A 26087-nucleotide genomic window follows, 5' to 3' on the forward strand; every position below is an offset into this window, starting at 1 on the left:
TTAGACAATAAAAAACTGTAGATTTCCTATTTGGATTTCTACAGTTTTTAGTTTTATTTATATATTTTTAAACCTTTGTTTATATAGGCAGTGGCTCTAAAACGAGTTACACAAGGGCAACTCCTTCCGCTTTTCATAACTAAGTAAATCGCCCGCTAAGTTCAGCGTGCAATTCACTTAGTTACGAAAATGCTCGGGAGCTGACCGCCCTTGTTTCACTCTCTACTTTTCTTCGTCTTCTGGTACAAAAACCTTAGGATCAACGTCTGGTTTCTTACCACCATCGATAAAGTAAACTTTATACCAGATCAAGAATGTATAAATTGTCCAAACTTTACGACGATCATCGTTTTCACCACGATAACAGCCATCTAGCATCTTCAAGATTGCGTCTTGGTCGAAGAATTCTCCGGCAAAGTCGGCACTGAACAACTTACGGAAGTCTTCATAAACTTCCTTTGTTCTGATCCAGTCACGAATTGGAACTGGGAAGCCTAATTTTTCACGTTTTGCCCATTCTTTTGGAAGTGCACGTTCAGCAGCTACACGCAATGCATACTTGCTATCTTTACTGTTCAAAAGATACTTTGTAGGTACGCCGGCTGCTACTTTGGCAACTTCTTTATCTAGGAATGGTACACGTAATTCCATTGAGTTGGCCATACTCATACGGTCAGCTTTTAGAATAATATCGTTTGCCATGAATTGGTGAAGATCTAGGTATTGCATCTTCTTAACTTCATCGTTATAGTCACGAACTTTGTTGTAACTTCTCATAACGATGTCATGTACAGAACGTGATTTTTCAAATTCTGGTTTAACTAAATCGGCTGCTTCTTTTTCAGTAAAAATCTTAGCTTGTCCGATAAAGAATTCTTCAGCCTTAGCTGTTGATTCGTACAAGTGCAATCTTCCTGGGAAGTTAGGCATCTTCTTCAAACCACGAGCCAACTTGTATTTAACACCTTTAGGTAGTTTCTTCAAGTCTTCAGCAACGACACGGATAGCCTTTGAATGTGAGTGGAAACCATAATTTGCATATCCGGCAAACAATTCATCAGCACCTTCACCTGAAAGGATAACGGTAACGTCACGGCTAGCTAATTTTGTTAGGAAGTATAGCGGCACACTTGATGGGTTAGCATCTGGTTCGTCCATGTAGTATTGAATCAAAGGAAGTGACTTAATAGCTTCTTCTTTTGTAACGATACCGCGTGTATTTTCAAGGCCTAATTTGTCGGCCAATTCCTTAGCGGCAGTACCTTCTTCATACGTACTTGTATCGAAATCGATTGAGTATGTATGTTGTGGTTTCAAAATAGCTGTAACGTAACTTGAATCAACACCACTTGAAAGCAATGAACCAACTGGCACATCACTGATTGAGTGTTCTTCAACTGAATCACGCAATGATTTATCAATACGTTTAACAGTTTCTTCAAATGACAAGTTATTTTCTTTGAATTCCATATCCCAGTATTTCTTGATACTTAATTTGCCATTCTTAAATGTAAAGTAGTGGCCTTCAGGGATCTTGAAAACATTCTTGAAGAAAGTTTCATTCATAGCTGAATATTGGAAAGTCAAATATGGCTTCAAAGCAGCTTTGTTTAATTCCTTCTTGAAATTAGGTTCCTTCAAGAAAGATTTGATTTCTGAACCGAAAATAAATGTACCTTCACGATTGTAATAATACAATGGCTTAATACCAAAGAAGTCTCTTGCACCAGTAATATCACCAGTCTTGAGATCATAAATTACAAAGGCAAACATTCCACGGATTTTCTTCAACAAACCTTCGATACCCCATTCTTCAAATCCATGAAGAAGAACTTCAGTATCAGTATCAGTTGTGAAAACATGTCCGGCTTTCTTTAATTCTTTTCTAACATCTTGATAGTTGTAAATTTCACCGTTGAAGATGACGGCTTTTGATCTGTCTTCGTTATAAATTGGTTGCATACCACTGTTAATATCAATGATACTCAAGCGACGGAAACCTAATGCAGTGTCGCCTTCTAGTAGTTCACCTGAACTGTTTGGTCCACGGTGTTTGATCGTATCCATCATAGCTTCAATTACAGGCTTCTTATCTGCAATATTTTTATCTACGAATCCGACAATTCCACACATAAAATAATTCTCCCTTATATTTCAAAACTTACATACCTTGTTGCGGCTCCGTAACCATAAATCTGTAAGCGTAGTTTATTCGGGTCGATATTAATGAAATACCCTGCTAATTCAGAGATTTCATTATAACGTCTATCCCATTTTTTGTTATAGTCAGTTGTTAAACCGTGCTTCTTCCCCATAAGGGCCGAACAATTTAATATTATATGATTAATTTCAGAAACTTTGTAGTTTTTTTCGTAATGCATATGTCCACAAATATAAGTCGTTACCTTAGAAATGCCGGTAGACGAGAAATCGTAGCGAATATTTACACCAAAATCTCCAGTTAATTCATTTTTTAATTGTCCAGAAGCTTTGTTATTGAATGCAACTAATAATTGTTGCACCAAGTCACCATTAAAGTTTAACGCACTCCGTCCACTTGGACTGATAATATTTGCATGTCCCATCACAACGACATGTTTATCCACGGTGTGTTCCAAAACGGTAGTTAAATCCTCAAGCTGTTGTTCCCTGACTCCACGGACTTTCTTGAAATCATACTTCTTGGAACCATTACTTAAAATATAAGGAATATCACTCGTATCGATGAAGACAATTCGTATACTGCCTTTATCGAACCAGCCTACTCTTGAAACGGGATTCAAACGTTGAATCTCAGGTTGCTCATAATCGTATTTTGTTACTAGTGAATCATAATCATCTCGGTGAAATGAAGCTGTTTTAAAGAAACGGTGTTCATCATATTTATCATTTTCGTCATGGTTACCTTCAATAATAAAAAATGGGGCTTTGCTTGCCTGATAATTTTCAACTGCAAACTTCAAAATACCCCGACTTATCTCAGGTTTGTCGCTGCCATCCATCAAATCGCCCAAATGAACATTCAGATCGACTCCCAGATGATCACTGACATAATTGGCCTCAATAATGTGCCGCATGCCATTGATTCCATAATAGGAAGAACTGACGACGGCTTTAGCGTGAGTATCAGTTAGAACGGAAATTGTAACTGTATCATCATTGACATTAGGTAAGACATTATTTTTATAAACACCTTCGATATAATCAACGACAAACGGTCTCGGCTTTAATCTTCTCAAAAAATTATCTGTTTGAGTTGAAATAAATTCTGAAGGTCTAGGTGTAAGCACACTTCTTGCAATATTTTTGATTTTCAATTTGCAGTTCTCCCAATATCCAAACCATGGATATAAATATAGTACTAAAGGTTGAAAGTATGTCCGTCTCCAGAGCTGGGAAATATTCTCAAGCTGTGCGGAACGGCCCGAGCCAAAAGGCGGTCTCGGACCTCGGTTTGAAGCCTTGACACAATTCGTCAAGTCTCCAAACACGTCCGGTGGCATAAGTACGAGAGATGCCTCCCGTACTTATGCCACTACCACGGCACACAAATATTTCCCAGCTCTTCCGACTAGATAATCGGTAATATTTGAATGTAAGAGTACTAAAAATGTATTTATATTCAAATAATTTTAGACTATGAAATATTTCTAAAAGGTTATCAACTAGCACCATGCGTATAGAATATATTAAATAAACTCAGTTAGAAGTACTATAACGCCAGCTACATCAAGCCTTCATTTTTTAACCTTTAGATATAATAAAAAAACCATCTTAACGATGGTTAATTATGGTTCAATTATATATCAAAAATGTGAAAATTTATCTTTCAAAGTTTATTTCAAAAGAATTTGGTATGCCTTTCTTACACCAAGATCTTCGTCCATCGTAATCGTACCTTTTTCTTCAAAACCGCTGGATTCAATAATGTGTTGCATAACTAAATTATCCGGATGCGTATCAATTCTGACATCACGGTAGCCAAGATGATATGACATTGTTAATAGTTGTTGAATGAGCGCTGAACTTAGGTGTTCGCCTTGGTGATCAGCCTCAATTGCTATCCGGTGAATCACGGAATAAGTCACATCAGAATCGTTTGACCATGACCCTGAGGTCATTTCTTGATAATTCTGATCGTAGCCTTGTTGCAATGCAGCAACTCCGACAACTCTACCATTTAATATTAAAACATAACTTATATCTTCTTGAATATCTTGTTCTAAAATCTCATCATTGGGATAACCATTTTGCCACTGGTTAACACCACGGTTCCGTAAGGTTTTCTTTGCACTATCGATGATTTTAATAATTCTTGGCAAATCGTCAAGGGTTGATTGACGCAAATAAATATTACTCATTAATTAAATGCCCTCCTTATTTCGTCAGAGCTAAAGTTGAAAACTATCATTTGTGTTGTGCCGCCTACGGTCATCAGAGAATATGGGTCTGCTGTGGGGAACCAGTCCGAGCCAAAGTACGGTCTCGAACCTCGATTTGAAGGCTTTCCAAAATTCGGAAAGTCTCCAAACTCGCCCCGTGGTGTAATGGCTAAAGCCATAACGCCACCTTCACTGCATACCCATATCTCTGATAACCTCCGGCTAAGTTATTCTCAAGATGATTACCCTCATCTTTCACTTTAAATAATCGCTTGATAAATAACTTTACACGATTACTTAAAACCTAACCGCCAGTGAATTGGATTGCATATTCAAAAAATATCAGTCCAACTACATTACATCAAATTATGTTTATATTAAATTTACAGACTCACTTAAAATTTATTAATACATACTGTATGGTGCCAGTTGATAGCCTAAACCTGCTTGAGTATAAATATATTCGAATATTCTTATATTCAATTGATACTAATTAACTAGTCGGAAGAACTGGGAAATATTTGTGTGCCGTGGTAGTGGTATAAGGACGGGAGAAATCTCCCGTCCTTATACCACCGGGCGTGTTTGGAGACTGTCAAGGCTTCAAACCGAGGTTCGAGACCGCTTTTTGGCTCGGACCGTTCCGCACAGCTTGTGAATATTTCCCAACTCTGTAGACGACATATTTAACTAATACCACGCGTTAATAAATAACAATAATCAAACAAGTCCATAAAATACTAGCCGGAGGGTGATTGTGATTTGGTCAGATACGAGAAATCCCATAGCAAACTAAACCGCAGTCACTCTCCGGCGACAACTTTAATCCATCAGAGTATTAAAACAGAAAAACCTACCTCATTGCAACACTTTAGTGCATTTTTTTTGGACGATAAATCAAACTGCTTATTATGAATAAAACTAGTCCATATAAGAACGTTTGACCTGTAATCGGCAACAACTGCGGTATGAATGGTTTACTGTTCAAAGTTACTATTATTTTTGATAAAGGAGGTAATAACCACTCCACGTAATCCAATAAACTGATCACGCTGCCTGACAATGCCAAATAGACAAAAACTAACACGCCCACTTGCCCCAGACTCGAATGACGACCCCATTGGGTTTTAAATAATGTTGCAATCGAACTTCCTAAGAAACCGACTGCAATTAATGTCAGAATCCCGACCGTATCTAATAAAATGTCACGATTTAAAATTAGACTGAAAATAAAAATCAAGCTGCCTGAGAAAATATTCACAATCAATGCTACCAAAAATTGGCTCAATGTATCCGCCCAATAACTGGCAACTTTCTGCTTTAAATACTTGTTTTGTCGGCTGTCATTGTGATAAAGGTTCATCGTGGAGAACAGCGACAAGAAAAAGCTGCCAATCAACAATAGGCTGTATTTTTTTATCGAATCAATCCCGAGCAAATGGTCAGCGGTCAATCCGAAAACGATAATGGCAAACAGCATTGTCAAATACCAGAAATCTTGAAAAATTAATTGCAGATAACTTTTCAAGAAGATTCTAACCTTCATCTCGTAAAACCTCCTCCAGATGATAGTGAAGTCGTGTCATCTTCTCAACCATAGCATTTTTCAACGCAAAAGGAATATCTAATTTAACGATATTATTGAGATTTGAAGTGATATAACGTTCAATATCTGAAGTTACGGCCACGGAATTTGGGTGCACGCTAAAAATCAACTGACATTTCAGCTCTTTATTAGTCGTAGATTCAATTTTTGTCAGCTTGTTTTCAGCCAAAAGATAGCCAGCATCCAAATATTGACTGACTTCTTTATCAAAACTTGTTGCACTCAAAATTATGCCTGAACCATTCTTCTTCAAATCTTGCATTAAACTCAACATATTCTTGATAGTTTTCTTCGATTGAAAGGCAAACGGTTCATCCAACAACAAGACATTGGGGTGTCCAGCCACCGCTGCTAAGAAGTCAATCCGTCGTCTTAAACCAAGCGATAATTGGCGGACAGGTTGATTCAAACATGGACTGACACCAAGAAACGTAATCATCCCTTGCAATTGTTCTTTTCTAACAGCTAAATCTTTTGAAATTCGTCGAATATTTTCTAAATACTTGGCAACAGTTTGATCCACAACTTGCGGATTATCTTGGGGTAAATAACCGATCCTGACCCCTGGAGTATATTCAATTGTGCCACTGTCTGGTGTTTGATAATTAGCAATTGCCTCTAAAAGTTGAGTTTTACCACTACCATTGTCGCCGTTGATACCGATTATTTCGTTTTGGGATAAAGAAAAAGCTACATGCTTGAATGCAAAGTAGCCATTTTTTTGCAATGATAAATCATTGACTGATATTAATTTCATAATTATTGCCAAGCCTCAATAGCGTGTGCTGCTAGTCCGATTGAAAGAACAGCATCCTTTGAAAGCGAGTTTCTGACATCAGCGACAATTGTATTGTCATAAACAGCGCCGATAACGGTGAAAGCAAAGCTGACCAAATTAAGATCAGTTTTAACTTTATAATCGCCGCCAGCATATGGATCTTCGTGATTGTAAGTAAAGTTGATTTCGTGAGCATCCAAAGAACCATCAACATGATTTACCTGAACACGGTCATGCAATTCACTCAATTTATGAGTTGGGCTTTGTAAAGTCAAACGGTGATCTGATTCATTTTGGTAGTAGTCATCTTCAGTCATATCAAAGTATTCCTTGATAGGCTTTCTCAAAACTTCTAGTGAATCCAAAATATCGTAGACTGCTTGAGCCTCGAATGTTTGTGACTTTTCTTCAATCTTATTGCGATCTTCATATAGCTTTTCAGCTAATTTACTAATTGTTTCAGAATTCATAATTCTCCTCCGTTATTGCTAAAGGTTGCTTGTTTGTTTTTGGTTTTTAGTTTTTACTGTCGCTTACGGTCACAAGTAATTTTTGACTGCTGTGAGGACCGACTTGAGCCAAGGTCTCAAGTCTCGCTTTTAAGCCGAAAATCGCGTCTCAAAAGTCGTCCGTGGAGTAAGACCTAAAGTCCTAACTCCACCTTCACTGCATGCAAAATTACTTGCGACCTCCAGCTGGGATATTAAAGTATATCAGTTGTTTAGGTATAATGTCTTCTTAATAATCTATTATACTTTAACTCTGTAAATGTTTAAATTACGTCTCTAACGACTGAAAAAGTTTAATATAACTATTCCTAATAAATTAGTTGGAAGAGCTGAGAGTATTCATCAGCAGCGAAAGTGGCGTTATGGCTTTAGCCATTACACCACCGGGCGTGTTGGAGACCGCCTTTTGGCTCGGGCTGTTCCGCGCAGCGGATGAATACTCTCAGCTCTGGAAACGGCACAGTACTATTATACTAATTAATACTTGAAATCACAGGAATCTACATGATCATTAATAACTCCGACCGCCTGTAAATATGAATATATTATTGTTGGACCGACGAATCTGAAACCTCGTTTTTTCAAATCTTTACTGATTTTTTGCGACAATTCGGTTTGAGCAGGCATTTCACTCATATCACTATAATGATTAATTATTGGTTTATTATCAACAAATTTCCAAATATATTCAAAAAAGTTTTCTCCGTGTTGATGCATTTCCTGAATTAACTTGGCATTATTGATGGATGAATCGACTTTTAGACGGTTGCGGATGATACCTTTGTCTTGAAGCAATGCATCCCTCTTTGCTTGGTCAAAGGCCGCTACTTTAGCAACATCAAAGTTATCATATGCTTTTCGATATGTCTCGCGACGTTTGATAATTGTTGACCATGATAATCCAGCTTGAGCCGCTTCTAGTGTTAACATTTCGAAAAAAAGACGTTCATCATGACTTGGTTTGCCCCACTCGTTATCATGATAAGACTGCATTTCTTCGGAACTATTGGCCCACTCACATCTCATATGGTTTTCCTCCAACAAAAAAGCCGGCATTGTGCCAGCTTTTTATTTTTTTTCGTATTTTATATTTAGAGCTTCGAAATAGTGAATTCTTTTTAAAACAGTGACTATATGGGCAACGAATTTTAGTTCGTTGTCATATAGTCAGTTGGTTTTTAGCCCGTTTTTATATAGTCAGTGGCTCTAAAACGAGTTCCGTAGGCCAATTTCTTCCGCTTTTCATAACTAAGTAAATCGCCCGCTAAGTTCGGCGTGCAATTCACTTAGTTACGAAAATGCTCGGAAATTCCCAGGCCTACTCCACTCTCTATTTTTTGTGCTTCTTATCAACTAATTTCTTATTATCAATATCAGTTCTAACAATAATAACATCAGTTCTAGCATTTCTTGTAACGTACTCTGAAACTGAACCTACTAGCAATCTTGTGACTGCATTCATACCTGTTGAACCGATCATGATTAAATCGTTCTTGTATTCTTCGATAAATTCTTGGGAAATAACTGTCTTTGGTTCACCGAAACGAACGTGGATGTCGATGTCGTCTTCTTTGAAACCGTCCTTAACGGCGCCCTCTTTTAATTCATTAAGATATTTTTGGGCATCTTCGGATAGCTGGTAAATAACGTCCCCGTTAAGCATTCCACCATGTAAACCGATGAATTGTTTTGTATCTAGCACAGTCAAAACGTCGATGTGACCACCGTTCATTTTGGCAACTGTGACAGCTTTTTTGAAAGCCATTTCTGCTTCATTTGATCCATCTACCGGAACCAAAATTCTCTTATAATCTTGTTCCATAATTCAATCCTCCAATGCACTTATTGAAAATCCTTTGTTTTAAGATTAATGCATTCATATATATTATTCAATAAAATAACTATTTAAAAGCTAAAAGAGTTCGCGCCAACTGGTTGGCTACGGATTCATAGTTTTCAAAAATCGTGATTTCATCGTCATATTCCGTCATTTGTGTGGAAAATATCCCCGTGAATAGTTGCTCATAATTATTAAAATTATCAACGAAATTATTGCACAAAACAAACGTAGGAATTTTTTCTGATCCTGCCACCCGACTCAAGTGATACAAAATATCATCATGCATCGAATCTCCAGAAATTTTATCAGTGGCCGTAATCAATATATCCGCCGAACGAATGGTGTCATTCATCCCTGTAACTTTAGCGACCCACTCAAATGACGAGCGTGAAATCTGTGCATTAATCATTGCAAACGCCCCTGCCAACGTCTTAATTGAATCCGAATGTGGCATCGGGTGTATATCTAAATTATACTTCTGATTCATTTTTTCGGTAATATAAACTAAATTATCTTCCAAAAAACTTTCCTGCGCCTCGTTCAAATACTCTACAGTATCACTGAGTCGGTAGGAACTGGAGAAATTTAACAACACATTTATCCGTGTTCTTTTTCCTAATAATTCATAGACATCTTCCAAATCGATTCTATTAACGTTTATCAGCGGATTTTCACCCTCTGGTATTAATGACCCAGACTCATCATAAATCTTAGCCCCAAGCGCTTGTAAGACTCCTAAGCCACCATCAGCTACGGCCGTCTTACCCAAACAAAGAACAATGTTGCGAATTCCACTTGTCACAGCATCAACAATCAACTCGCCGATACCATAACTCGTTGCATGAAACAATTGATCACGCGATTTATTTTTTGCTAAATCTACGCCTACGACTTGTTCCGAATCAATAATAGCGGTATCTTGACTGTCGATATTAGTAACAAGGTATCGCCCAGTTTTACTAGTCCAAAAGGCATCAAAAAACGGCAGTTCACTCCAGTGACCACCAATTGTGTGCTCAACCAATGCTGGCATACCATCCTTGCTGTCCGTCACTGGCATGGTAGCAATCTCCGCATTGGGCAAGGCACGTAATATTCCACTGTATATAGCTTGACCGATTTTTTCCGAGCTAACATGATTACTGTATTTTCCGGGTGCAATAATGAACTTCATAATAAGGTAACTCTTTCTTTTTGTTATAATGGGTACGTAGAAAAAAACAACCGAGGTAAATGAGAATGGCTAACGATAATGAACGTGTTTTAAACCTTGAAAAAGGTGTTAATTTCCGTGAACTTGGCGGCTATCAAACAACCGATGGCAGAACGGTTAAATACCACAAAATTTTGAGATCAGCTGGATTGGCTGACTTAACTGACGCAGACCTTCAATATTTAAAAGATTACGGCTTGAAGATTGATGTGGATTTCCGTTCGAAACAAGAAATTGATAAGAAACCCGACAAACGTCCTGCAGGTGTACGTTACGTTTGGGCACCAGTTTTTGAAGAAGATGAAACTAAATCATCCGAGGTGCAAAGTGACAGTTATATTCCTGAAATTGACGGTGATCCTACCGATGGATATGCACATATGATTGATGTTTACCGTGATATTATCACAAAGGATAGTTCAAAAGCTGCTTATCGAAAATTCTTTAATCAATTATTATTAAATAAGAACGATAACGAAGTTTTGATTTTCCACTGTAGTGCTGGTAAGGATAGAACCGGTATGGGTGCAGTCTTCTTGTTAACAGCTTTGGGAGTTCCTTTTGAAACAATCAAAGAGGATTATCTATTAACTAACGTAGCTAACAAAGAATTTGTCACTGACCTATTAGGTTTATTGGATTCTAAGGGTTACAAAGACCCTGACGTTATCAATTCTGTTAAGGACTTAATGACTGTTCATTATAATTATTTAGCCACTGCTATTAAGACTATTGATAAAACCTATGGCAACATAGATAAGTATATCAAAAATGAATTGAAGGTTAGTCCTTCTGAAATCGAGTCATTGAAGAAGATTTACCTCGAGTAGTCTAATCCCGTTTCCAGAGCTGAGAGTATTCAGCTGCTGCGCAGCACGGTTCGAGCCACAGTGCGGTCTCGAATCTCGGTTGAAGCCTTTCCAAAGAACGGAAAGTCTCCAACTCGTCCGGTGGTGTAATTGCTAAAGCAATAGCGCCACTTTCGCTGCGGCTAAATACCCTCAGCTCTTCCAACTAATTTATTTTAGTTAACAGATTTCTTAATACATATATGATAATTAAATTGTAAAGGAACATTCTCTTTTAAAATGAGGATGTTTCTTTTTTGAATTCATAATCAATTACACCAATATATTTATAGTGACATTTCGTACATTAATTAATTTCAAATATACTATTGCATACAAAAGCCACACCAGTCTCCGGTTGAGAGATATAGAGTCTGCAGTGGTAGTGGTGTTAGGGCGTTTCGCCCTTACAGCACAGGACGTCTTTTGAGACGTGACTTTCGGCTCAAAAGCGAGGTTCGAGACCGTATTTTGGCTCGAACCGGTCCACACAGCGACTCTATATCTCTCAACCGGAGACGAAAAAATAAATAAAATTCTCATTTTCGGAACATTGGCATCATAATTTCTTCACATTTTCTGGTTATGATGTATTTGTAAGTTAAAGGAAATCAAAAAGCTTTAACTTATCCCCCCTATAAAGTTAATCTTCATATAAAAAACATAGATATAGAATGATTCACATTCAAAAAGAACAAATTGTAATCCATCCTTCCCCCCTGATAAATGGGTTATACAAATAAAGACTAGTCACTGAATCCTACTTCAGTAACTAGTCTTTTTATTTGTATTGTCTCCAGTTGTCAGTAATAATTGAATACTTTTACACTCAATTATTGCCGATTAATTAGTCGGAAGAGCTGGGAAATATTTGTGTGCCGTGGTAGTGGTATAAGTGCGGGAGGTTCTCCCGTACTTATACCACCGGGCTCGTTTGGAGACTTGCGGTTTTTGCAAGGCTTCAAACCGAGGTTCGAGACCGCTCTTTGGCTCGGACCGGTCCGCACAGCTCGTGAATATTTCCCAGCTCTGTAGACGGGACTCCTCTATTCAAATGCCTGCAACAATTGAGCTGTATCTAAACTCTCTTTTTCAGCACCTCTGACGTCTAACTTAATTTGACCATCTTGCACCATAACCAAACGATTGCCATACTTCAATGCATCTGACATTTTGTGTGTAATCATCATGGTTGTTAAATGTTCTCTTTGAACCATTTCATTCGTTATCTTCATAACTTCTTGGCTCGTCTTTGGATCCAAAGCTGCTGTATGTTCATCTAACAACAATAATTTTGGCTTACTCAAGGTTGCCATCAACAATGATAATGCCTGTCTTTGACCGCCAGAAAGGTATTTAACTTGGGTATCCATGAAATTTTCTAGTCCCATGTTCAATGTCTTTAATAATTCTTGATACTCTTCAACGTCACCTTTTCTTTGGTACCACTTCAAGTTGATGGTATTCGTGTGGCTTTGGGCCAAAACTAAATTTTGCATAACTGTTAAATCACCAGCTGTGCCCATTTTTGGATCTTGGAACACTCGCGACATCCAGCGTGAACGGTAGGCAATCGATTTTTTGGAAACATTATGTGAGACCAAGTCAATTTCTCCGGCATCAGCGTGCAAAGTTCCAGCAATGGTATTTAACAAAGTTGATTTTCCGGCCCCGTTGTTACCTATTACAGAAATAAAGTCGCCTTCATCTACTTGTAAATTAATATTTTTCAAAACGTGACGTTCATTATCAGTCCCGGGAAAGAATACCTTTTGTAGGTGCTTCACTTGTAATACCTTCATCAGCTTTGTCCTCCATTTGTTCTAAATATTTCTTCAATTGACGTTTTGTTCTAATTCTTGTTTGAATAATTGGCACACAGATTACGATTACTAAGATGACCGCAGATAGAATTTTCAAGTCATCTGGTGGGAATCCTAGTCCCATGGCAACTGTTAGAAGTAGTCGATAAACGATTGCACCAACGACCATAGCAATTAATCTGGTCAAAATATTGTGTCCACGTAGGAAAATTTCTCCAACTAATACTGATGCTAAGCCAATTACGATAGTTCCAATTCCCATGCCGATATCAGCGTAGCCGTTACTTTGAGCAATTAAGGCACCTGATAAAGCGATGAATCCGTTGGAAATCATGTATCCGAAGATAATCATGCCATCGGTATTGATCCCGTTAGCAGCTGACATGTTCTTGTTATTACCAGTTGCCATCAGTGACAAACCTAATCTAGTTTTGAACATTAAATATAAAATTGTGACAACGATACCGGTAACGATTAATCCCAAGACGATTGTTTGAATTTCTAAACTCCAACCAGCTGGCAAATATTCGGTCAAAACTTTTTCATTCAAGAGTGGCACGTTGGATTTACCCATAATGTGCATGTTGACTGAGTACAAACCAGTCATTGTTAAAATTCCGGCTAAAAGTGATGGAATGTGTAACTTGGTATCCAAGATTCCCGTTATCAGCCCCGCCAAACATCCGGCAACAAAGCCTGCCAACGCAGCGACAATGGCTGACTGACCTTTCAACATCAAGCTCACTGCAACGGCAGCACCAAAGGGAAAACTGCCTTCAGTCGTCAAATCAGGTATATCTAAAATTCTAAATGTGATGAAGACACCAATCGCTAAAGGCGCCCACAGTAATCCTTGTCCAAGACTAGATATAAGCATATTTCTACCTCCAAAAAGTTTTAATTATGGCTTCTGAATCTTATCAGGGTTAACACCAACTGCTTTGGCGTTAGCTTTGTTTACGTAAAGTCTCAATGTGTGTGATGTTTCAACTGGCATATCTTGAGGCTTCTTTTTGTCGATCAAAATCTTGTAAGCCATTTTAGCTGTTTGTTTACCAAGGTCGTGGTAATTGATTCCGTAGGTTGCTGTACCGCCATCTTCGGCCATTTCGATTGAACCAGTAACGACTGGCAATTTAGCTTCACGAGCTTTTTTACCAACAGTTTTCATGGAACTTGCCATCAAATTATCAGTCGGAATGTAGATACCAGAAACTTTTCCAGCTAGTCCTGATAAAGCACTTGCAACATCATTGGTACTTGTGACACTGACAATATTTAGTTTCAAATTGTGATTTTTAGCGTATTTTTTGACCATCTTAATCTGCAAAACAGAATTTTCTTCGGATGAGTTGTACAAAACGCCGATTGGCTTGTCGTTCTTTGTCATAGTTGTCAAAAGTTTAACTTGCTTGTCGACTGGACCAAGATCCTTTGTACCAGTGACATTTGTGCCAGGTTTCTTATCATTTTTAACTAAGCCAGCACTCTCCAAATTAGTAACAGCTGTAACCACGATCGGTGTCGTCTTAGTTTTCTTAGCTAAAGCTTGTGCTGATGGTGTGGCGATTCCCAAAATTAAATCACTCTTCTTTTGAGTTAACTGTTGTGCCATCGAGTTTAAATTCGATTGGTCACCTTGAGCGTTTTGATAATTGTAATTAACTTTGATTGATTTATGATTCTGCTTCATTTCTTTATTCAACTGTTCCTTGAAGCCTTTACGTGCAGCATCGAGTGATCCATGTGGAACAATTTGTAAAATACCAACGTTCAAACTCTTGTCTGACGCTGCAGCCTTGTTAGAGCAGCCGACTAATAAAAGTGCTGCCATTGTGATTGTTAATAATCCGATTAATGTTTTTTTCATGAAAAATACCCTCCCAAAAGTATAAAAAAAACCAGCTAGATTCGGATACGAATCTAACTGGTTAAATAATTGGGCCCAAATATTTTCTCCAGATAGATTCAACCCTGTATCTATCTGGCTTTAAATGACATGCTTAAAAGCTTTAGCCAATCGATAGATACGAACACGTACGCGTTCGTATCCAATGACCGGATACAAACGCTATCTAAAGAAAAAGCTAAAGGCAAATTGACTATTTAAATGTGAGCTAAGATTATTATTCATTTTCATAATAAAGTTCCCCTCGTTTTCAATTTACAATGACTAGTAAAACATTCTAAAATTAATCTGTCAATAATTTTATTAGAAATATTTAATGTGATCGACACTGCCGCTTCCGGCGGTCAGTGATGGAGTCCGCTCTGAGGACCGGGCCGAGCCATGGTCTCGTCCCTCGCTTTGAAGCCTTGCCACAGTTCGGCAAGTCTCCAAAATCGCCCTGTGGTGTAATGGCTGAAGCCATAACGCCACCTCCACAGCGTACTCCATCACTGACCACCGAAAGCTAATTTTTTTATGGTTCGAAAATTTACATCCAATATCAGTTAACTCATATTCAAAGTGAAAAAATAATTCCAAAACCTCTATAACAATCAATTCAATATTTTATAAAATATAATCAAAGTTCAAAAAAACATCAGAAACCATAAATCTGCAGCAAAACTAAAAATGATATAGCCTCCAGTTGTGAGGAAATCCACGTGCAGTGCAGGTGGCGTTAGTCCTGAAAGGACTTACCCCACCGACGTATTTTGAGATTTGCGGTTTATGCAAAGCTCAAAATCGAGACTTGAGACCTTGGCTCAAGTCGGTCGCACAGCCGTGGAATTTCCTCACAACTGGAGGCAGCAGTGAACCAAATACCTAACAAATTCCATAGGTACTTTTTAGTCCCTACTGCACTTTAAAGTACGTAATTGTTTATTTGTTCTAACCCCATATAATGTTACACATACTCAATTTTTACTTAAAGGGGCGAAAATAATATGAACAAAAAAATATCTCCAAACTGGATTCTTTTATCATTGGCTATCAGTGCCTTTGCTATTGGATCAACTGAATTTATCAGTGTCGGCATTATGCCTTTATTGACGAAAACTTTCGGTATCTCTATTTCTGAGGGTGGCCTGACTGTTTCTATTTATGCTTTAGGTGTTATGTTTGGCGCACCGGTGTTAGCTTTGATTACTAATCGATGGAATCGAAAGAAATTACTGATTGGTATCATGGTTAGTTTTATTTTAGGAAATCTCTTAGCTACTTTGGCACCAAACTTTGCCATCTTATTGGCTGGTCGTGTCATCGCTGCCTTGTCACACGGAATTTTCATGACAATTGCATCTTTAATTGCAGCTGATGTTGTGGCTCCAAATAAACGTGCTTCTGCAATTGCAGTCATGTTTACTGGCTTGACTGTTGCCACTATTACTGGTGTTCCAATCGGAACTTTCATCGGTCAAACGTTTGGCTGGAGAATGTCATTTGCTTTCCTAGTTACTTTGGGATTGATTGGACTTATCAGCAACACTATCCTCGTACCAAATGAATTGCCATTGCCTAAACCAACTAGTGTTAAAGGTATCTGGCGCATTATTAAACAACCACAATTACTCTTGATTTTAGTTATCACAGCTTTAGGCTACGGAGCAACTTTCCCCGTTTATACCTATCTGACAACTATCTTGAACAAAAATATGGGCTGGTCTGAAAGTGCCATTGTTATCATCTTGATTTTTTATGGTGTAGCTGTAGCTATCGGTAACACGCTTGGTGGCCGTTGGGCTAACAAAAATCCTTTGCGTGCACTAATGGGAATGTTCATTGGTCTAGGTGTAGCTTTACTTGTAATTAGAGCTACGATCAACTTACATTTTCTTGGCTTATTGGCTGTTCTATTGATGGGGCTATTTGCCTTTATGAACGTTCCCGGATTACAACTCTACATTGTTCAATTGGCTGAAAAATATACTCCTAATGAAGTTCCTTTGGCATCAGCTTTAAATATTTCGGCTTTCAACGTTGGAATTTCATTTGCTTCAACTGCTGGTGGTTTTGCCGTTGCACATCATCAAATTTTGAACACGCCATTCATTGGTATAGTCATGTTGATTGCCAGTATCGTGCTCATTTGGATATTGATGAAAATGGAAAGTTCGACAGTTAATTCCAAAGATTTAGACTTGGAAAATTGCTAAGAATAATTAGTGATGTTAAGATACACTTACTGAAATTGGGAGGATGACGTCTTATGAAACAGGCAATTTATAATATCGGTGTTGAGGCAACTATGAGAATTATTGGTGGCAAGTGGAAACCAATTATTCTTTGTCACTTAAAACATGGCACCATGCGCACTGGTCAATTACGCCGCGCCATCCCCAACATCACTCAAAAAATGTTGACGCAACAACTTCGTGAACTAGAAGATGATGGAATCATTACTCGCAAGGTTTACAACCAAATTCCGCCAAAAGTTGAATATTCTTTGTCAGACTATGGTCACTCATTGAACAAAATTTTGGAAGAACTCTGTGTTTGGGGCGAAAATGATATCGAAATGCGCAAGCAAAAAGGTGAAAATATTATTCTTTTAAACAAAGAAGATGTTTCTAACGATGCCTTGCCTTACGCTGATTAGCTTTAACAAAATATAGAAAGAGCCCAAGTGCAGAAAACGAACATTTCTGTGCTTGGGCTCTTTTGACGTGGAGTTATGTCACAACTCCTTTTTAATTAGAAAATGATTTTATTTCTTTAATGAATTTTTCAAAGGCAGTCCCAATAACGTAATCTTTACGATAAATAAATGAAATTGGTAATAAAGAAAAGTTTTTCGGTAATGCGACTTTTTCAATAACGTTGGAGTTAACGAACGGTTGAACAACTCTTTCTGGCAATACGCTAATACCAAGACCGGCACTAACACTAGCGACAATCGCATTGAGATAGTTAAACTCAATTGGATGGTGGATCATAATTTGTTGTGAATCAAGCCAGCTTTCTAGAGTTTTACGATAGGCACAACCTGTTGGAAAGACTAGCAAGGAATCTTTTTCAATATTAGGTTTATTTTCTTTAGCTGTAACAAGACAGAGCTTTTCTGACATCAAAGGAATTGAACACAGATCACTTTCATCTATCCGACCACCAATAATTGCCCCATCAAGTTGGTAGTTTAAGACTTTTTGATAGCTGGCTAAGGTGGTTCCTGTTTCAATCGATAATTCTACATCCTGATTATTTTGATGATAATTGGACAATATTTTTGGTAAAAAGGTTGAAGCAGCCGTTTGAAGAGTACCTATTTTCAGAGTTCCTGTGACCGACTCAGGATGCTTAATCTTATTGATTGTTTCAATATTTAACTGAATTATTTTAATCGCCTGTTGATATAGTTCATTTCCAGCTTCCGTTAGAGTGACACCACGAGCGTTTCGATAAAATAATTGTCTATTTAAATCCAATTCTAGATTATGGACCTTAGTGGAAATATTCGATTGAGCGTAACCCATTTTTTTGGCAGCTTTAGAGATACTACCCTCTTGCACAATTATTACAAACATTTTTAATGCGTCAATATTCATATTTTTATTTACCTATCTGTTTTTGAGATACTATATTTCTTATTATCGTAGTTTATTGTATACCATATTTGCATTACAATGGTCTTGTAAATTAAATAACAGATGAGGTTAGACAAATGAAATATTCAACAGTTAAGGTAAATGGTTTAAACGTATTTTATCGTGAAAGTGGAGAAGCAGATAAACCAACATTTTTGTTATTACATGGTTTTCCAACTGCCAGCCATATGTTTCGTAATTTAATGCCAATGTTAGAAAATGATTTCCACGTAATCGCTCCAGATTTTATCGGTTTTGGTCAATCAGAAGCTCCCTTACATACAGAATTTGATTATACATTTGAAAATTTAACTAACTATGTAGATGATTTTCTTAAATTAATGAAGATTGATAAGTTTTATATGTATGTATTTGATTATGGTGCTCCAATCGGATTCGAATTAGCTGCTCGCCACCCCGAAAAAGTTCTCGGAATCGTGAGTCAAAACGGAAATATTTATCAAGAAGGTTTAGGTTCAAAATGGGCTGGACGTCAAGAATATTGGGATAATCCTACTGCTGAATTGCGCGAAAGTTATAAATCAGCGTTCAAACCAGAAACTATTATTGGTCAATATACTGGTGGTGAAAAAGCCGGCAGTATTTCACCAGATGGTTATACTTTGGATATTCATTATACTGAATTACCTGACTATGCCGAAAGACAATCTGATTTGATTTTTGATTATCAAAACAATGTCAAAAATTATCCAAGATTTCAAAAATATGTCCGTGATTACCAGCCAGAAATTTTAGCGGCATGGGGTAAGAATGATCCAAGTTTTGTTTATCAAGGTGCTGAAGCATTTAAGAAAGATGATAAGAATGTTGAAGTACATTTATTGGATGGTGGACACTTTGTTCTAGAATCACATTGGCAAGAAATTGGACAATTGATCTTGAACAAATGGGCTTAAATATTTTCCAGCTCTTTCAACCTTTAGCAACGTAAAAAAAACAGGAGTAATCTTAATCGATTACGATCCTGCTTTTTTATTCTCTAAAGTTTTGAAACACTATCAACTGGTACAAATTCATTAGTTGCTACACGGTAATATTGATCACCATTGATATAAGCTAGTCGATCAATTTTCCATGCTGAGCTGGCTGCTAGAGCACGGTCACTAACGGTATTTCCACGTGAATTTGTTAGTTCTTGATAGTTGTTGCTGCCTGTACCAATTACTCCACTGTGGCTTTCGTAAACATATGTATCACTGGCTTTAACCCATTCATTAGTTGCTACACGATAATATGTTTCACCATTCTTAACCATCTGTTGGTCACTAAACCAATCACTACCACTAGCTAAAGCTCTATCTTCAACTTTGGTTGTATCTTGTTGATAAAGTCTTGCTTCGCCTTTATCAGCATGAACTGAAACTAATCTTTTAACATTCGTAACTTCTGGATTATTTGAACTGTTGGAACCTCCTCCGGAACCGCCAGATCCACCTGAGCCTCCTGATCCACCAGTATCTCCACCTGTATATGTGACATAACCGGCACCTTTTGGATCAATAACTTTAATTGAATATATTGTATTTTCATTTTCATCAGTTGTTGCCACTACGACACCTTTAACTGTTGCTTTATCGGCTGTAGCGCCACTGATTTCTGGAACGTTTACATCAACTTCTTGAGTTAAATCTCCGTTCACTGTTACGTCAGCGGTCTGGTTACCACGATTACTTTCAACTGTCACTGTGGCTGTGATTTCATTTGGATTGACATAGTTATAAATTCCTTCAAAACCGGTCGCTAAGTCACTAGCCTTTATTAATTCTGTAGCAGGTGCACCGACTTTAACTAAGTAACCTTCATAAAGTGGTATACCTTCTTCGTCAGTCTCGATATCGCCCTCTTCAGTTTCTTTGGCGCCAAAGTACGAATCGTCTAATTCAGTATCGGCTGACACTTTTAATTGCGTAATTCCTGTAAATGCCAATCCACCGGTAAATGAACTGCCAAGGTCTTGCCAAGTACTCAAATCCAGATTTCTCAAAGATGTATCGCCAAGAAACATCTGATCCATGCTAACAACATCCGTCAATTGCCAATTTGAAACGTCTAGTGACTTCAAGTTAGGCATCTGAGCAAACATACCAGTCAAACTAGAAACGTTGCTGAGGTTCCAATTTGAAGCGTCTAGAGTTTCAATACCAGCTCCAGCAAACATAACTGACGCATCTTTAACATTGCTCATATCCCATCCGGAAGCATCTAAATTTTTAATATTTGATTGGAAAAACATTCCATTCACTGATTCAATATTTTTGAAATCCTTGAACATTTTTAATGATGTTAAATTCGGTGCTACCGCAAACATTGACATCGCACTCTTGAGACTATCAACTTGCCAGTTTGAAATATCTAAAGATTTTATTTGAGAATTGGCAAGGATTGAACTAGCGTATTCAACATTTCGCACATCCCAATCTGCTACATCAACTGATTCCAAACCGGAATTGCTAAAAATATTGCTTATGTTAACAGCATTGCTAACATTTAATTGTGATAAATCTACTGTCTTTAATTTTGTTAAGCCATCAAACATATTGTTCATATCAACAGTATTACTTGTATCGAGATTATTTAAACCATCTATCTCTTGAAGATTCTTAAATCCAGAAAAGAATTTAGCTGCACTATTTTGCGCAATGGTTTTGCCCTCAAACACAAATTTCGTAACTAAGGGTTTAAAACTATCGTCCATTCCTGTGGCAAACGAAACCCCGTCCGCCACTGCTTCTCCTCCAAAGACATGCAAAGTTCCGTCAGCAGTCAATGACCATTCAGCCTCGCCATCGCTACCATGAGCCAGTTCCTCTGATTTATCTGTTGAAACTTTAGTTATACTGGCCGTTGGTCCATTGTCAGCTTTAATTGTCGTTGGAGCCATCCCTACAGCCACGACGCCTAATACTATGGATACCCCCAATGAAATAAGTTTTTTCTTCATGATAATCACCTATTCTATTATTTATTGAGTATCTGTTTACAATATAAGAATATCATCAAAAATGGCTAAAATTATTTCTATAATATACATTTTGCTTTACCTGTTATGAGTAAATTTATTGACAATTTGGCACTGATTATTCACCGTTTCTGCCGCTTCCGGTTGGTGGGGAAAGATAGTCTTGCTATGGGGACCGGTCCGAGCCAAAAAACGGTCTCGAACCTCGATTTGAAGCCTCGCGAAAACCGCAAGTCTCCAAACTCGTCCCGTGGTGTAATGGCTAAAGCCATAACGCCACCTCCATAGCTAGCTATCTTTCCCCACCAACCTCCAACTAAGTTTTCTGTATTTTTGATGCTTATCTGTCAATAAGACACCTAATTCAAAAATACTTTGAAAGCGATAATACTAAGAATATTTAAATGTTGATCCATAAATAACTACATAAGTTTACTTAATAAACATAAAAATATTTCATCATACAGAATTAGTCGGAAGAGATGAGAGCATTCACCAGCTGTGGGTGTGGCGTTATGGCTTTAGCCATTACACCACCGGGCGTGTTTGGAGACTTACCGGTTTTTGGTAAGGCTTCAAACCGAGGTCTGAGACCTTGGCTCAGGCCGGTCCGCATAGCAGGTGAATACTCTCATCTCTGGAGACGGCAAAAACAAAAAAGCTCGCCACAATAATCATTCGATTATCATAGTGAGTTTTTCAATGCAAATTATATTTTTAAGCTAATTGATTAATCAACAAACTTGAATGTGTGTGTTTTTGAAATTCTATCTTCTGAGTAAACTGCTAATGCGATTGCTGCAATTGCAACTGCTGGAATGCTGTATCGACTTTGCAAGACGAATAACATCATTAATAATATGGCCACTACCGCCATTAGTGCTACTTTCATGAATTTTACGTTTCTTGTTGTCATAACATCCACCCCTTAGTGTTTTCTCTTTTTCCATAAACGATAATACCATGCTAAAAAGTCTTTAACAACCCGTCATATCAAGGGTTAGAGCCCTTTCAATAATATGCTTTTTAATTCTAATAATACCTATTATTGTCTTAGAACAAATTAAAGTTTACATTCTACTCGCAGTAGGCGTTTTAAAAAGCTTCACATTTTTTCAACAGAATTATGAAAGTTTCTTAGAATGAAACTTATTCAATTATTTTTAAACTTATTTTTCTATAAACACTGGTGTGATGGGGTTTGTGGACAGCTGTTTACGATTAATGAACAGCTTTTCTGGTAATTTATTAGTTATTTTATAATTTAAAATAAAAAAAAGACTTCTGCATTTTAACAGAAATCTTTTACTTGAGTTGCTCTATTCTTCTTCTTCCTCTTCTTTTAGTTCGAGGATTTGATAATCATAGCCTAAATTTTTAACAAATTGTAATACATCATCACTATCAACAAAAATCGTGCTGGTATTGATATTTGGATGGAAACTCATGCGCTTCTCACTCAAAATAGCTTTATCAAAGTAAACTTTCACATCATGATCTTTATTATTCAATAATCCAAAGATAGAAACGATTCCAGGTTCCAAACCAAGTTTCTCAAACAATAAATCATCATGTCCCATTTTAGGACGTTTAGCACCTGTTAATTCTTCAAATTGGTGGAAATTTAATCGCTTAGCATCGTCCATGACTAATAAATAACATTCTGTCTTTTTCTTATTGGTCAAAAACATTGTTTTTGTACGGACGCCTTCAATTCCTTCAATGAAGTGATCAGCTTCTTCAGTTGTGTGAGCTACTGCGTGATGAACAATTTGATACTTAATGTTCATTTTTTCTAGTGCTTCTTCGACTTGTTTTGCAGGTTCCATGGTTATCATCCCTCCGAATTTGGTATTTTATAACAACGATTACTCCGTAACCTTATTACTCATAATAACATTAGAATTTATCTAATAAAACACATGGAACTAAAAAAGATAACCTCATTTTTTTGAGATTATCTTTTGGGTTTGGTTATATATATTCAGTTGCTTGTTAAAGCAGTTTGGGCATGCTGTGGCTCTGAAACGAGTTCCGACAGGGCAACTCCTTCCGCTTTTCATAATTAAGCAAATCACACGCAAAACCAGCGTGCAATTCACTTAATTACGAAAATGCTCGGGAGCTGACCGCCCTGTCTCCACTCTCTATTTTATTCCCAGCTCCACTCTTGAACTTCTGGCAAATCATCGCCATACTCGCGGATATACTTGTTATGTTTATCAACTTTAGCTTCCATTTCATCAGCAAAGTCGCTTGCACCATCGCCTTGTACGGCCACAGCTGCTTCTTCTGCCAAGTGGAATCTATCCATCTCATTGACTACACGCATATCGAATGGTGTTGTGATATCACCATTTTCACGATAACCATGTACGTAAAGGTTGTGGTTTTCACGATCAAAGAAGATGTCTTTAATAATATCTTCGAAGCCGTGGAAGGCAAACAATACTGGTTTATCAATTGTGAAAATTTCGTTGAATTCTTCATCAGTCAAACCACGAGGGTCAACTTTTGGTGATCTCAACTTCAATAAATCTACGACGTTCACGAATCTAATCTTGAGTTCTGGTTTAGCTTTTCTAAGAATGCTAATAGCAGCCAATGATTCAAGGTTTGGTTCTGTTCCGGCAGCAGCAATCACAATATCAGGATCTCCGTTGTCATTTGAGGCCCAGTCGATTACCTTGAGTCCCTTTTCAGCCAATTCTTGACCTTCTTCAATTGAGTAGAATTGTGGTCTTGGTTGTTTTGAAGTAACCAACAAGTTGATCTTTTCTTGGTCATCCAAAATCTTTGGCATTACGGCTAACAATGAGTTTGTGTCAGCTGGGAAGTATTCACGGATATACTCTGGTTTCTTTTCAGCCAAGTGAGTAATAATACCGGGATCTTGGTGAGTGTAACCATTGTGATCTTGTTGGAAAGCTGTTGATGTAGCAATAACGTTTAGTGAAGGATACTTCTTTCTCCAACCTAATTCGTTAGCTTTTCTCAACCACTTGAAGTGTTGTGTCAACATTGAGTCGACTACTCGTAAGAATGCTTCATAACTGGCGAAAATACCGTGACGACCTGTCAAAGTATAGCCTTCGTTAAAGCCTTCTGCTTGGTGTTCTGAAAGTTGTGAATCGATGATACGACCAGCTGGTGCTTCATATTGATCATTGGGTTCGTGAACTGGTTCCATCCATTGACGGTTTGTTGTCTTAAAGATGTCATACAAACGGTTGGACATTGTTTCATCAGGTCCAAATAATCTGAAGTTGTCTGGATTGTTCTTGATAACATCTTCCAAATATTTACCAAGTTCAATCATATCTTGAGCAACTTTAGAACCACGCTTATCAAAGTTTAATGCGTAATTTTTATAGTCTGGCAATTTAAGAGGTTTTGGATCAACTCCACCATTTACGATAGGATTCATAGCCATTCTGCTTTGACCCTTAGGTGCAATCGCAGCAATTTCACTCTTCAAAGTACCATTTTCATCAAATAATTCGTCTGGTTTATAAGATTCCATCCATTCAACTAATTTGTCTGCATGTTGCATATCATTTTGATCAACAGGAATTGGAATTTGGTGAGCTCTAAATGAGCCTTCAATTGGAACGCCATCCCAAGTCTTAGGGCCAGTCCAACCTTTAGGGGCACGGAAAATAATTACCGGCCACTTAGGCATCTTAGCTTCTGAGGCTGGGTGTTTTCTGGCTTCTGTTTGAATGGATTGAATCTTTTCGATTGCAGCATCAACGGTTTGAGCCATTTCTGGGTGCATCTTTTCAGGATCAGTTCCCTCAACAAACATTGAATCCCAACCCATACCTTCAAAGTATTTAGTCAAATCTTCATCACTCTTACGTGACAAGATTGTTGGGTTAGAAATCTTGAAACCATTTAGATTTAGGATTGGCAATACAGCACCATCATCAACTGGGTTAATGAAGACATTTGAGAACCATGAAGCGGCCAAAGGACCAGTTTCAGCTTCCCCGTCTCCAATAACAACAGCAGCAATTTCATCTGGATTATCCAAAACGGCACCAACACCGTGTGATAGAGAATAACCTAATTCTCCACCTTCATGCATTGATCCAGGAGTCTCAGGGGCAGCATGTGATGCAACACCACCTGGGAATGAAAATTGCTTGAATAGCTTTTGCATACCTTTAGTATCTTGAGTAATTTCTGGATAAGTTTCAGTGTAACTACCATCAAGATAAGAGTTTGAAACCATTACTTGCCCACCATGACCAGGGCCTTCGATATAAAACATTTTGAGACCATACTTGTTGATAGCACGGTTTAAATGAGCATAAATAAAGTTTTGACCGGCGATAGTTCCCCAGTGTCCAATCGGATGAACTTTAACATCGTCAGGTTTTAATTCACGTCTCAATAAAGGATTATCTTTTAAGTAAAGTTGACCAACAGAAATATAATTAGCTGCTTGCCAATATTTATCTACTAAATTTAAGTATTCTTTTGATGAGTAATCTGTCATTACCAGCACACTCCTTATGTATTTACATTGAGTATCATAACTAGAATATTTTAAAAAGTCAACCATTTAATA

Annotated in this window: 21 protein-coding genes; 4 read left to right on the forward strand and 17 right to left on the reverse strand. The window is 37.6% G+C overall.

The annotated features are described in order from the left end of the window. Positions 1–222: 222 nt before the first annotated feature. The 9 genes from asnB to AAA923_RS08345 all read right to left on the reverse strand — a co-directional run bounded on the left by asnB (position 223) and on the right by AAA923_RS08345 (position 10289). A complete protein-coding gene (asnB, locus tag AAA923_RS08305; RefSeq protein WP_338216265.1) occupies positions 223–2133 on the reverse strand; it encodes an asparagine synthase (glutamine-hydrolyzing) in 1911 nt (636 codons plus the stop codon). 14 nt (positions 2134–2147) lie between these two features. Further along, complete coding sequence (locus AAA923_RS08310; RefSeq protein ID WP_338216266.1) at positions 2148–3317, reverse strand: metallophosphoesterase family protein; 1170 nt, start codon at positions 3315–3317, stop codon at positions 2148–2150. A 519-nt stretch (positions 3318–3836) separates the two neighbouring features. Continuing rightward, positions 3837–4361, reverse strand: coding sequence for a GNAT family N-acetyltransferase (locus tag AAA923_RS08315; protein WP_338216268.1), 525 nt, complete (start codon positions 4359–4361; stop codon positions 3837–3839). Between the two features lie 892 nt (positions 4362–5253). Further along, positions 5254–5928, reverse strand: a complete 675-nt coding sequence (locus AAA923_RS08320; RefSeq protein ID WP_338216270.1) for a hypothetical protein — start codon at positions 5926–5928, stop codon at positions 5254–5256. After that, entirely contained in the window at positions 5918–6745 is an 828-nt protein-coding gene (locus AAA923_RS08325) for an ATP-binding cassette domain-containing protein (RefSeq protein WP_338216271.1), read from the reverse strand. The genes AAA923_RS08320 and AAA923_RS08325 overlap by 11 nt, the downstream gene beginning before the upstream one ends. 2 nt (positions 6746–6747) lie before the next feature. After that, the gene (locus tag AAA923_RS08330; protein ID WP_041501206.1) at positions 6748–7236 is read right to left on the reverse strand and encodes a hypothetical protein; all 489 of its coding nucleotides are present in this window, start codon (positions 7234–7236) and stop codon (positions 6748–6750) included. Positions 7237–7752: 516 nt separating this feature from the next. Further along, the gene (locus AAA923_RS08335; protein WP_338216273.1) at positions 7753–8301 is read right to left on the reverse strand and encodes a DNA-3-methyladenine glycosylase I; all 549 of its coding nucleotides are present in this window, start codon (positions 8299–8301) and stop codon (positions 7753–7755) included. 304 nt (positions 8302–8605) lie between these two features. Continuing rightward, positions 8606–9097 (reverse strand): universal stress protein, encoded by a 492-nt coding sequence (locus tag AAA923_RS08340; RefSeq protein WP_041501204.1) that lies wholly within the window; start codon positions 9095–9097, stop codon positions 8606–8608. A gap of 79 nt (positions 9098–9176) precedes the next feature. After that, the gene (locus AAA923_RS08345) at positions 9177–10289 is read right to left on the reverse strand and encodes a glycerate kinase (protein ID WP_338216277.1); all 1113 of its coding nucleotides are present in this window, start codon (positions 10287–10289) and stop codon (positions 9177–9179) included. A 65-nt stretch (positions 10290–10354) separates the two neighbouring features. Here AAA923_RS08345 and AAA923_RS08350 point away from each other — a divergent pair, with 65 nt between their 5' ends. After that, positions 10355–11158 (forward strand): tyrosine-protein phosphatase, encoded by an 804-nt coding sequence (locus AAA923_RS08350; protein WP_338216278.1) that lies wholly within the window; start codon positions 10355–10357, stop codon positions 11156–11158. Positions 11159–12222: 1064 nt separating this feature from the next. Here AAA923_RS08350 and AAA923_RS08355 read toward each other — a convergent pair. The 3 genes from AAA923_RS08355 to AAA923_RS08365 are packed head-to-tail and all read right to left on the reverse strand — an operon-like array spanning position 12223 to position 14869. Further along, positions 12223–12978, reverse strand: coding sequence for an ABC transporter ATP-binding protein (locus AAA923_RS08355; RefSeq protein WP_338216280.1), 756 nt, complete (start codon positions 12976–12978; stop codon positions 12223–12225). Continuing rightward, the gene (locus AAA923_RS08360; RefSeq protein WP_338216281.1) at positions 12926–13876 is read right to left on the reverse strand and encodes an ABC transporter permease; all 951 of its coding nucleotides are present in this window, start codon (positions 13874–13876) and stop codon (positions 12926–12928) included. Before AAA923_RS08360 ends, AAA923_RS08355 begins: the two co-directional genes overlap by 53 nt. A 24-nt stretch (positions 13877–13900) precedes the next feature. Next, positions 13901–14869: an ABC transporter substrate-binding protein gene (locus AAA923_RS08365; RefSeq protein ID WP_338216283.1), complete on the reverse strand. Its 969-nt coding sequence runs from the start codon at positions 14867–14869 to the stop codon at positions 13901–13903. A 1025-nt stretch (positions 14870–15894) separates the two neighbouring features. On the opposite strand from AAA923_RS08365, the gene AAA923_RS08370 reads away from it, so the two are divergent. Together AAA923_RS08370 and AAA923_RS08375 are read left to right on the forward strand one after the other, a co-directional pair. Next, positions 15895–17103, forward strand: a complete 1209-nt coding sequence (locus tag AAA923_RS08370; protein WP_338216285.1) for an MFS transporter — start codon at positions 15895–15897, stop codon at positions 17101–17103. 53 nt (positions 17104–17156) lie between these two features. Further along, positions 17157–17546, forward strand: a complete 390-nt coding sequence (locus tag AAA923_RS08375; protein WP_338216286.1) for a winged helix-turn-helix transcriptional regulator — start codon at positions 17157–17159, stop codon at positions 17544–17546. Between the two features lie 91 nt (positions 17547–17637). Here the strand turns inward: AAA923_RS08375 and AAA923_RS08380 are convergent, their stop codons facing one another. Beyond that, positions 17638–18492 (reverse strand): LysR family transcriptional regulator, encoded by an 855-nt coding sequence (locus AAA923_RS08380; protein WP_338216287.1) that lies wholly within the window; start codon positions 18490–18492, stop codon positions 17638–17640. 116 nt (positions 18493–18608) lie between these two features. Between AAA923_RS08380 and AAA923_RS08385 the strand changes: the two genes are divergently transcribed. After that, positions 18609–19448, forward strand: a complete 840-nt coding sequence (locus AAA923_RS08385) for an alpha/beta fold hydrolase (RefSeq protein ID WP_338216288.1) — start codon at positions 18609–18611, stop codon at positions 19446–19448. Positions 19449–19531: 83 nt separating this feature from the next. Here the strand turns inward: AAA923_RS08385 and AAA923_RS08390 are convergent, their stop codons facing one another. From AAA923_RS08390 to AAA923_RS08405, 4 genes are all read right to left on the reverse strand, one after another. Beyond that, positions 19532–21493, reverse strand: coding sequence for a BspA family leucine-rich repeat surface protein (locus tag AAA923_RS08390; protein ID WP_338216290.1), 1962 nt, complete (start codon positions 21491–21493; stop codon positions 19532–19534). A 748-nt stretch (positions 21494–22241) separates the two neighbouring features. Beyond that, a complete protein-coding gene (locus tag AAA923_RS08395; protein WP_338216292.1) occupies positions 22242–22427 on the reverse strand; it encodes a hypothetical protein in 186 nt (61 codons plus the stop codon). A 403-nt stretch (positions 22428–22830) separates the two neighbouring features. Beyond that, positions 22831–23340 carry a prolyl-tRNA synthetase associated domain-containing protein gene (locus tag AAA923_RS08400; protein WP_338216294.1) on the reverse strand — a complete coding sequence of 170 codons (510 nt, stop codon included), beginning with the start codon at positions 23338–23340 and terminating at the stop codon, positions 22831–22833. Between the two features lie 323 nt (positions 23341–23663). Continuing rightward, positions 23664–26015, reverse strand: coding sequence for a phosphoketolase family protein (locus AAA923_RS08405; RefSeq protein WP_338216296.1), 2352 nt, complete (start codon positions 26013–26015; stop codon positions 23664–23666). Positions 26016–26087 lie beyond the last annotated feature (72 nt).

Source organism: Companilactobacillus muriivasis, assembly GCF_036246245.1.
Classification (GTDB): Bacteria; Bacillota; Bacilli; order Lactobacillales; family Lactobacillaceae; genus Companilactobacillus; species Companilactobacillus muriivasis.

Coding starts and splice junctions, on each gene's coding strand:
- AAA923_RS08390 (WP_338216290.1), bottom strand. CDS start 21,493: ATGAAGAAAAAACTTATTTCATTGGGGGTATCCATAGTATTAGGCGTC.
- AAA923_RS08335 (WP_338216273.1), bottom strand. CDS start 8,301: ATGAGATGTGAGTGGGCCAATAGTTCCGAAGAAATGCAGTCTTATCAT.
- AAA923_RS08330 (WP_041501206.1), bottom strand. CDS start 7,236: ATGAATTCTGAAACAATTAGTAAATTAGCTGAAAAGCTATATGAAGAT.
- AAA923_RS08385 (WP_338216288.1), top strand. CDS start 18,609: ATGAAATATTCAACAGTTAAGGTAAATGGTTTAAACGTATTTTATCGT.
- AAA923_RS08375 (WP_338216286.1), top strand. CDS start 17,157: ATGAAACAGGCAATTTATAATATCGGTGTTGAGGCAACTATGAGAATT.
- AAA923_RS08355 (WP_338216280.1), bottom strand. CDS start 12,978: ATGAAGGTATTACAAGTGAAGCACCTACAAAAGGTATTCTTTCCCGGG.
- AAA923_RS08340 (WP_041501204.1), bottom strand. CDS start 9,097: ATGGAACAAGATTATAAGAGAATTTTGGTTCCGGTAGATGGATCAAAT.
- AAA923_RS08320 (WP_338216270.1), bottom strand. CDS start 5,928: ATGAAGGTTAGAATCTTCTTGAAAAGTTATCTGCAATTAATTTTTCAA.
- AAA923_RS08365 (WP_338216283.1), bottom strand. CDS start 14,869: ATGAAAAAAACATTAATCGGATTATTAACAATCACAATGGCAGCACTT.
- AAA923_RS08325 (WP_338216271.1), bottom strand. CDS start 6,745: ATGAAATTAATATCAGTCAATGATTTATCATTGCAAAAAAATGGCTAC.
- AAA923_RS08345 (WP_338216277.1), bottom strand. CDS start 10,289: ATGAAGTTCATTATTGCACCCGGAAAATACAGTAATCATGTTAGCTCG.
- AAA923_RS08405 (WP_338216296.1), bottom strand. CDS start 26,015: ATGACAGATTACTCATCAAAAGAATACTTAAATTTAGTAGATAAATAT.
- AAA923_RS08395 (WP_338216292.1), bottom strand. CDS start 22,427: ATGACAACAAGAAACGTAAAATTCATGAAAGTAGCACTAATGGCGGTA.
- AAA923_RS08370 (WP_338216285.1), top strand. CDS start 15,895: ATGAACAAAAAAATATCTCCAAACTGGATTCTTTTATCATTGGCTATC.
- AAA923_RS08315 (WP_338216268.1), bottom strand. CDS start 4,361: ATGAGTAATATTTATTTGCGTCAATCAACCCTTGACGATTTGCCAAGA.
- asnB (WP_338216265.1), bottom strand. CDS start 2,133: ATGTGTGGAATTGTCGGATTCGTAGATAAAAATATTGCAGATAAGAAG.
- AAA923_RS08400 (WP_338216294.1), bottom strand. CDS start 23,340: ATGGAACCTGCAAAACAAGTCGAAGAAGCACTAGAAAAAATGAACATT.
- AAA923_RS08350 (WP_338216278.1), top strand. CDS start 10,355: ATGGCTAACGATAATGAACGTGTTTTAAACCTTGAAAAAGGTGTTAAT.
- AAA923_RS08380 (WP_338216287.1), bottom strand. CDS start 18,492: ATGAATATTGACGCATTAAAAATGTTTGTAATAATTGTGCAAGAGGGT.
- AAA923_RS08360 (WP_338216281.1), bottom strand. CDS start 13,876: ATGCTTATATCTAGTCTTGGACAAGGATTACTGTGGGCGCCTTTAGCG.